Annotated in this window: 8 protein-coding genes; 3 read left to right on the top strand and 5 right to left on the bottom strand. The window is 38.0% G+C overall.

Annotated elements, in window-relative coordinates; all coding sequences use genetic code 11:
* Positions 1-96 precede the first annotated feature (96 nt).
* The 4 genes from GMJ66_RS16435 to GMJ66_RS16420 form a co-directional block, all read right to left on the bottom strand.
* Positions 97-1,029: an aldo/keto reductase gene (locus tag GMJ66_RS16435; protein ID WP_156291404.1), complete on the bottom strand. Its 933-nt coding sequence runs from the start codon at positions 1,027-1,029 to the stop codon at positions 97-99.
* Between the two features lie 226 nt (positions 1,030-1,255).
* Positions 1,256-2,140 carry a GNAT family N-acetyltransferase gene (locus GMJ66_RS16430; RefSeq protein WP_156291403.1) on the bottom strand — a complete coding sequence of 295 codons (885 nt, stop codon included), beginning with the start codon at positions 2,138-2,140 and terminating at the stop codon, positions 1,256-1,258.
* Between the two features lie 93 nt (positions 2,141-2,233).
* Complete coding sequence (locus tag GMJ66_RS16425) at positions 2,234-2,851, bottom strand: TVP38/TMEM64 family protein (protein WP_156291402.1); 618 nt, start codon at positions 2,849-2,851, stop codon at positions 2,234-2,236.
* Between the two features lie 860 nt (positions 2,852-3,711).
* A complete protein-coding gene (locus GMJ66_RS16420; protein WP_156291401.1) occupies positions 3,712-4,572 on the bottom strand; it encodes a proline iminopeptidase-family hydrolase in 861 nt (286 codons plus the stop codon).
* A gap of 412 nt (positions 4,573-4,984) precedes the next feature.
* Between GMJ66_RS16420 and GMJ66_RS16415 the strand changes: the two genes are divergently transcribed.
* On the top strand, positions 4,985-5,563 hold the full coding sequence (locus tag GMJ66_RS16415; RefSeq protein ID WP_231514965.1) for a hemerythrin domain-containing protein: 579 nt from the start codon (positions 4,985-4,987) through the stop codon (positions 5,561-5,563).
* A 192-nt stretch (positions 5,564-5,755) separates the two neighbouring features.
* Positions 5,756-6,535: a TatD family hydrolase gene (locus GMJ66_RS16410; protein ID WP_156291400.1), complete on the top strand. Its 780-nt coding sequence runs from the start codon at positions 5,756-5,758 to the stop codon at positions 6,533-6,535.
* Positions 6,536-6,689: 154 nt separating this feature from the next.
* Here GMJ66_RS16410 and GMJ66_RS16405 read toward each other — a convergent pair whose 3' ends face one another.
* Positions 6,690-7,439, bottom strand: coding sequence for a CAP domain-containing protein (locus GMJ66_RS16405; RefSeq protein WP_197046749.1), 750 nt, complete (start codon positions 7,437-7,439; stop codon positions 6,690-6,692).
* A gap of 250 nt (positions 7,440-7,689) precedes the next feature.
* Between GMJ66_RS16405 and GMJ66_RS16400 the strand changes: the two genes are divergently transcribed.
* Positions 7,690-8,067 carry a PH domain-containing protein gene (locus GMJ66_RS16400; protein ID WP_156291399.1) on the top strand — a complete coding sequence of 126 codons (378 nt, stop codon included), beginning with the start codon at positions 7,690-7,692 and terminating at the stop codon, positions 8,065-8,067.
* Positions 8,068-8,246: the final 179 nt, after the last annotated feature.

The following is an 8,246-nucleotide window of genomic DNA, read 5'->3' as shown; positions in this document are numbered from 1 at the left end:
TTTTTATTGTCTATTTTTAGGGGGGTTGACTACAGGCACTCAAAAGAAGGAAAAGCTTTTATAGTAATGCTTTTCCTTCGTTGGGAGGTAATGGGCTTATTGGAAGATTTGGTCAATTTCCTGAATTTCTTTGTTAGTTAATTGTACATCTAATGTTTTCAAGTTATTTAATACCTGGTCTGCGCGTTTTGCTCCCGGAATGATTGCATCAATTACGTCCCTTGTTAAGTACCAGGCAAGGACGATATGGGCAACCTCTACACCTTTTGCATCAGCGATTTGACGCACCTTTTCCACTTTTTCAAGGTTTTGTTCGAAGGCTTCCCCTTGGAAGTGTGGCAAGTTTGCTCGTATATCGTTAAATACCATGTCTTTCGTATATTTACCAGCTAGCAAACCGGATGCAAGAGGGAAATATGGAACAAAAGAAATACTTTGCTCTGTCAGGTAAGGGAATAACGTCTGTTCAGCACTGCGGTTTAATAAATTATATTCTCCCTGGTATACATCCACATAGCCATCTTTGTTTGCTTCTTTTACTTGATCTGGTGAGAAATTGGAAATACCGATAGCACGGATTTTCCCTTCATCCTTTAGTTCCTTCAATGCACCTATCGCTTCATCCTTTGGTGTGTTTTCATCCGGATAGTGAATATACATTAGGTCAACATAATCGGTTTGGAGCCGCTTTAAGCTATTTTCCACTTCTTCTTTTAAGAAGGCAGGGTTGTTATCGTTGACCATTTCTTTTCCAATAAATTTTGGGCCGACTTTGGTAGCTATTATGACTTCGGAGCGTTTTCCCGATTCTTTTAAGACTTCACCAATTAATTCTTCTGATCGTCCTGGACCGTACAATAGAGCCGTATCAATAAAGCTCATGCCGCTGTTTATGGCAGTGCGGACTAATTCTTTTCCAGCTTCTTCATCCAAATTTGGATAAATATTATGGCCACCAACAGCATTCGCACCCAGTCCAATTGGATTAACATGCAGGTCTGACTTGCCAAGCTTTACTTGCTTTGTCATGTGGATCAAGCTCCTTTTTAAAATTTGATACAGTAAACCAAAAATAATAATGTACAGTGTTTCTGCCTTTCTGGTAAATAGGTATGTATAAAGTTCAAATAACCTATAATTTAAGCTTAAAACAACAAAAAAATCCTTTCAATCTTAACGTATTTTATTTCATTATTAAAACGCTAACAATACCGCATTCGACATTATTCAACAAAAACCGGGAAGTGACAGGCACCTACCGCTTTTTCCAGTCGGTTTTGTACATTCCGTGCAATATCCAGGGAGATGGTAAGATAAAAGGGTGATTTTCAGGAAGGGATAGTGCTTCTACCTTCGTTAGATCCATCCATATGTATGTTTGATCTTCCATATTTTCCATAGCAAACTCCTCATACTCGATTGAAATTGTTTCCCACAAACCAGCTTGTTCTGTCATGTCAGTCCAAGGGTAAATGACATGCAAGTAATAATGTTTTTTTCTATCCTTTCTCATAATTAAAAATCGTGTTCTTTTATCATTTTCATAAAAAGACCATTCCTCTAAAAGCTTCTCAGGAAACAACGCCATAGATGCTGGAAATGGGTAATAACATTCATAAGGGAAGATAGCGGAGTTTTTAATGTAATACTTATTTATCAACTCTTTTTTCCGTTCTAGATTACCGAGCTTATGCCATGGTTTTACAGGTGTGCCGGACACAAAAGAAGATGGATCCTCTGATAGCGCCCCATGCAATGTCGTGAGTTCCGGGAATCCTAATTTTTTTAAAACACGCCGTGCAGGTACATTATCCTCCTGCGTATTAGCCCCAACCCATTGAATACCATTCTGTTTAAAGGCTTCATTCGCCATATACGACATGAGCGTAGTTGCTACATTATTTCCTCGAAAACGACGGTCACTGCGCAATCTCCCTAGCATCGCGTACTGATTTGCGAAGATGGTGTACCCTCCAACACTAATCAACTGACTTTCTAAAAACAAACCATATAATCGATTATTATTCTCCGTTACGAGACGTTTAAAAATCTGTAAGACATAATCATCTCCCAATCCAGTATCCATTGACATAAGACGCGGATAATCCGTCTCGTTTAACAAGCGTATTTCTTTATCCATGATTGAAGTCACTCTCCAAAGTATTTTCCATGTACATTATAAACGTTTTGGGAGTGTCTATGCATGTAACATTTGTACAGTGGGAGTGGGCATCTATCCCCTTTGATACCATAGACGATAAAAAGGAATGACAAGTAGAATAAAACCAACATAAATCAATATTCCTGTCATAAATGCCTGAATCGATGTGAAGAGCTGGTTGCCCAAATAAGCATATACAATCATACCAGGAATCTGGCCAATTGCGGTTGCAGCAATATAATGTGTGAATAACATGGAGCTAAGACCGGAATAAATATTGACTACGGGTGTTGGAATAATCGGGATCATTCGACTGAATAGAACGGCAATAAAGGCATTTTTGCTAATAATCTGATCAAATTTTTTCACCTGATCGTACTTGGAGATGTAATTTTGAAAGGGGCGAACAAAATAGTTCCGTGCCATCATGAAAAAGATTACCGCTGCACCAACAGACCCTGTCCAATTAATGGCCGCCCCAACCCAAATACCGTATTTCACTCCCATCAGCCCAGCGAAAACGGCAAAAGGGATCACCGGAATAACACTAAAGAAAATAGCCAGAAAAAACATTAACGGCAACTGCCCATAATGACTTTCGTTGATCCATGCTAATAATGGCTCCCGAAATAAAAATGCTATAAATAAGAGTAGTCCATATAATATGCCAAAGATAATTGCACGTTTCATTCTAATAAGTGACTCCTAATCAAGGTTAATAATTTCTTCATTAGCATATCCTATTGTGGAGAAATATTACCCTGCATTTTCATTTCGACAAAAAATGACAAAAAGCGGGAAGTGACAGGCACCATATGAAAGCGGATTTATTTATGTGTGGTTTTTGTTTTTAGGTGAAAATGGGAGTAATTTTGAGTTATTTTAAGAAAAAGTGAGATGTTCCCGATTTCATTTTCGTTGTTTTCGTTTTCATGAACGATGTTATCGATTTCACGGACTTTGTAAAATAATGCCTTTTACAGCATAATTAAAGTAACAAAAGAAAGGAAGTGACAAGGATGAAACAACTTATTAAAGAAGCTTATAACTTATATGTAGATGCATATGCAAGACTAAGTCGTAACCAAGGTAAATAATAGAGCACATACGAAACAAAACTAAATATACTTAAACATTGTAAGCGAGGTTGTTCATATGTTTTTCAAAATAAAATATCAATCCGACCCGATAAACCGATTCTAATGAAAAAATTAAGAATCGGTTTTTAATTGTATCCGCATTTAGAAGTACTTTGCCATGATAGTCCTCATTAATATTCCACTTCTTAAAGACCTCTTCAGAGAAGCATTCATTTTATTTTAGCTGGAATAGCATGATGTTTGAATTCTTACGGTATGAAAGCACAAGAATAGTAAGCGCATTTACTGGAGCACTGGGAAATACGGGATTTTTTAGGAATTTAAATTTGTTACTAAGATGTCCAGTCCAAGCGCAAAGGCTGTAAAGAGATTTCCTTTCTGTATAATAAGTCAGCAACGACTCTTCCTTTCGACAAATTTCGGGAAGTGACAGGCACCGTTAAGGCACCTTTAACTTAGGAATCTTTTCATGGTTTTGATATATTGTTTTGGTTCTTCGATGTAAGCCATGTGTGCACTGTTTTCGAAAACATGAAACGTGCTGTTTGGAGTAAGATTGCTGAAGTATTCGGTGGATTCTGGTGTAGCTTCATCATACCGGCCACATGTAAATAAAGTAGGGACGGTGATGTTTTTAAGCTCCGTTGTACAGTCAAAGTTCTTCAAATTGCCAGTTACATGAAACTCGGATGGGCCCCACATGATTTGATAGATTTCGCGATTCTTATATGTGGTTCCTTTTTTTAAGAATTCTGGCATAGAATCGAGCCTGCATACGAAGTGCTTATTAAATACTGCTGTTGCCTCTTTATACTCTTCCGTGTCCGTCGTTTCAAATTTTTCGCATGTATTTAAGGTGATCTGAACATTAATAGGTAATTTCCCACGATTTTGTTTCTGGTCCTCTGCCCATCTCGGTGCACTTAAACATGGGCTTGAAAAGATGATTTTTTGAACACCTTCTGGATGCGCAAGAAAGTAAGCGGCTGCCAGTGTTGTTCCCCATGAATGCCCTAAAATGTTGAATTCCTTTAGGCAAAGAGCCTGTCTAATTTGTGCTAGTTCCTCCACAAATCGATCAAGGTTCCATAATGAAGCATTTTCTGGTCGATCAGACTTACCACACCCGAGCTGGTCATAAAAGATAACAGGGTTCTCTTCTGCCAGAACTTTCAATCCCTGTAAAGAATAATGAGAAGACCCGGGCCCTCCATGAAGGACAATGACTGGTATTTTATTCAAATGGTCGCCGTGAATTTGATACCATACTTTGCCTCCAGTTACATCTATAAAACCTTCTTCAATAGACATATGTATTCCTCCTTAAAGCCTTTTATAAAAGGACATCTTTAGTCTATTTTACCATTAATGATGAATGAACGGTTGTATCTGTTTATTTATGTATGGTTGTGCTCATCATTTGTTTGAGATGTTTATCCAGGCTTTTGTACGCTTATTAGAATGTAGCAACACCTACCATAACCACCCGCAACGTTCGACAAAATCCGGGAAGTGACAGGCACCAAAAGAGGCACCAATGTGATTTGGGTCACAGATTAATTTTTTAAGATGGATTAGAATGAAATCAAGACAAATAAATGGAGGGGAAAATATTGAAATTTACTGTTGAGCATACACCAGCGAATATTGTAAAGGTTTTTCCTAAAGCAAGTGATTATTCAAAGAGCATAAAATTGACTTCTGTTGTGGAGGGAAGCGTCCATTGAAAGAGACGTTTGCAGAAAAAGACTTGGACGAAAATGTCATTTTAACAAAACTGAACACCCGTTATGAGGAATGGAACAAGGAAGACCATGACGTCATGAATTGGGATGCTAAACCACTATCCGAGATTGTTGACCACATCCGACATACCCATCACGCCTATTTAATGGAAGAACTTCCTGCACTTGGCCAGTTTGTAACAAAAGTATACTCCAGACATGGTGCAAGCCATCCGGAATTAAAGGAATTGTATCACGTATACAATGAATTTAAATTAGAGATGGAAGAACATACGATTAAAGAAGAAAATACCGTATTCCCGCTTATTAAAGAGTATGAAAGAGAGCCTAGTGAAGAATTGCTCCATCAAATTCGCAAGGCCGACGGGGAACTTGAAGAAGAACATAATACGGTTGGTGATAAACTTAAAGTAATGCGGACGATTACCAGTGATTTTCAGCCTCCTGCTGATGCATGCGGATCCTGCCAAATCACGTATGCACGTTTGGCGGAAATGGAAGAAAACACATTCCAGCATATTCATTTGGAAAATAATGTATTGTTTTCGAGATTATAAGTTAAATGCAGTATATTAAACAGGGCAGATGCCCGTTTTCCTGCAGCATAGTGGTGGAACGGCATCTGTTTTTTTATATTTTACATTATCCATCGTTCCCGAATATTCTCGTTCGACAAAATTCGGGAAGTGACAGGCACCATGTTGTGTTATGTTAGGGATAGAGCTTATGAAGGAGGGGGATCACGACACATGTATAAATCTGTTATAGATGCACATATCCATTTGGATTTATATAAGAGGGATGAGCAAAGGGTTATACTTAATGAAATGGAAAAATATCAGGTTGAAATGCTTATATCGGTATCAAACAACCTGGCCTCTGCCGTTGAGAATTTATCTTTATCGAGGGAAAATAACCGTGTTAGGACAGCTATTGGCTTTCATCGGGAACAGCCGCTGCCGAGTGGGAAGGAATTGGAATCCATAATCCTATTTATAGACCAGCATCATGAAGAAATGATTGCGGTTGGTGAAGTTGGGCTTCCTTATTACAGGAGAAAGAAAAATCCTCAAATACCGCAAGAGCCATATATAGAACTATTAGAGTGGTTTATTATAACTGCAAAAAAGTATCAAAAACCAATTGCACTTCATGCGGTTTATGAAGATGCCTCTATTGTATGTACTTTACTGGAAAAACATTCGATAGATAAAGCGCATTTTCACTGGTTTAAAGGAGATTTAAAAACGATGGAACGTATCATACAAAATGGCTGGTTTATTTCGCTAACACCGGATATATTATATGAAACAGAAATTCAAAACTTAGGAAAGAAATACCCGCTGAATCAATTGATGGTGGAAACAGATGGGCCTTGGTCATTTAAAGGGCCGTTTAAAAATGAAATGACACATCCTAAGATGATACACGAGTCCATTGCGGAAATTGCCAAAATTAAAAACCTGTCAATTCATGATGTATATGATCAAATTTATCAAAATACGGTTCATTTTTACAGCTTAAAGTAACTAGGATGTCAGTAGGCAGAATGGTGTTCGACAAAATCCGGGAAGTGACAGGCACCTAACAAGGCACCTAACACATAAAAGCAAAAGACGTCTTGGAAAACAGGAGTCTTTTGCTTTTTTAGGAAAGGCATCACGCACTCTATTATGCCTGTATTTATTTTGCAATAAAAATTTGTGTCCAATACGGATTCATACTTCCGCTGTTTTCCATTCCAACTCCTATATGGGTAACAGATTCATTAAGAATATTTTTACGGTGGCCCTCACTGTTCATCCATTTTTCAACGACTTCCTGAGCAGTTTGTTGTCCTGCCGCAATGTTTTCAGCTGCAACCGTGTATTGGATGTTGAATTGTTTCAGCATGTCAAAAGGAGAACCATACGTTGGAGAGTTATGGCTAAAATAGTCATTGTCAGCCATATCAACGGACTTCGCTTGAGCTACGTCATTCAATTGCATATCCATTTGTAGCTCAGGTAATCCATTCTCCCTGCGTTGCTCATTTGTCAAACGAACCACTTCCTCAACCACTTGACCGACCTCTGCAGTCTGCAGATTGCCGCCACCTTGTGGAGCAGGAGCATCTTCTTCGGTTGGTTGACCTTGATCAGGCACTCTTTCATTACGTTCGTATCTGAAACCCCGACCAAACCTATTCTGGAAATTTGGACTATCGTCTGTTTGTCCATCAAATAATGGGAATTCATATGTTTGAGGCTGTCCATTATTAGGAACTTGATTATTTGCTGGTGGATTCTGCTCAGGACCAAAGCCGACATTTTCAAATGTATTGTTCTGTCTGTCGTTGTTATACCTTGCTCCTTGTTCCTGTCCTGCATTACATCCTGTTAACATGATGGAAGCAATCATTATTGTTGAAATACATTTCATATGAATTTTCATGGTCATTCCCCCCTTTCTATTTGGGATTATTTTAAAACCTAGAAATAAAATTATTCTCCCAATTTAAGGAAAACATGGAAAATCCAGTGTGGAATTATGTAGTATTCCTTGTTTCTGACAGGTTCGAAAGCGTATAATTTGGTTAGACAGGAAAATGAAAACAGCAACCGGCATCGTATAGATTTATTAGTATGCGTCATTCTAACTATGTAGGGCTTTTTAGTTTACTAAAAGAAGAGGAGAGGTTAAATTGGGTCTTTTAGACGGACTTTTAGGCAATGCTTCAACGGTGAGCAAAGAGGAAGTAAATAAGGAACTTAGTGATTTGTTAACAGTGGAAGAATCGGTGGACGTTGCATTTCGATTAGTTCGTGACTTAATTGTGTTTACCAATCGCCGTTTAATTCTTGTTGATAAGCAGGGGATGACAGGGAAAAAGACTGAGTATCATTCGATTCCATATAAAAGCATTTCACATTTCAGTGTAGAATCAGCTGGTCACTTTGATTTGGACGCAGAACTGAAAATATGGATTTCTGGAGCCGAATTACCAGCTGTTTCCAAACAGTTTAGAAAAGATAAAAGCATTTATGACATTCAAAAATTGTTGGCAAAAGTTTGTACATGATTTTCATAACGGTTCGCCTGTAATAAAAAACTAAGCCTAAACTAAAAGGCTTAGTTTTTTATTACACGTTAGGAAAGTATAAAATTTTAGCAAAGAAGTCTTTTGACGTAGCTAAAATTTTAAAACGTCCTAAGTATAAGAAATACTACCCATTCGCTAAAGGATGAGCGAATGCGGAT

It is taken from the genome of Oceanobacillus salinisoli, assembly GCF_009733865.1.
Taxonomy (GTDB): Bacteria; Bacillota; Bacilli; order Bacillales; family Amphibacillaceae; genus Oceanobacillus; species Oceanobacillus salinisoli.
This window is presented reverse-complemented; position numbering and strand designations above follow the sequence as displayed.

Coding starts and splice junctions, on each gene's coding strand:
- GMJ66_RS16420 (WP_156291401.1), bottom strand. CDS start 4,572: ATGTCTATTGAAGAAGGTTTTATAGATGTAACTGGAGGCAAAGTATGG.
- GMJ66_RS16410 (WP_156291400.1), top strand. CDS start 5,756: ATGTATAAATCTGTTATAGATGCACATATCCATTTGGATTTATATAAG.
- GMJ66_RS16435 (WP_156291404.1), bottom strand. CDS start 1,029: ATGACAAAGCAAGTAAAGCTTGGCAAGTCAGACCTGCATGTTAATCCA.
- GMJ66_RS16425 (WP_156291402.1), bottom strand. CDS start 2,851: ATGAAACGTGCAATTATCTTTGGCATATTATATGGACTACTCTTATTT.
- GMJ66_RS16430 (WP_156291403.1), bottom strand. CDS start 2,140: ATGGATAAAGAAATACGCTTGTTAAACGAGACGGATTATCCGCGTCTT.
- GMJ66_RS16405 (WP_197046749.1), bottom strand. CDS start 7,439: ATGAAAATTCATATGAAATGTATTTCAACAATAATGATTGCTTCCATC.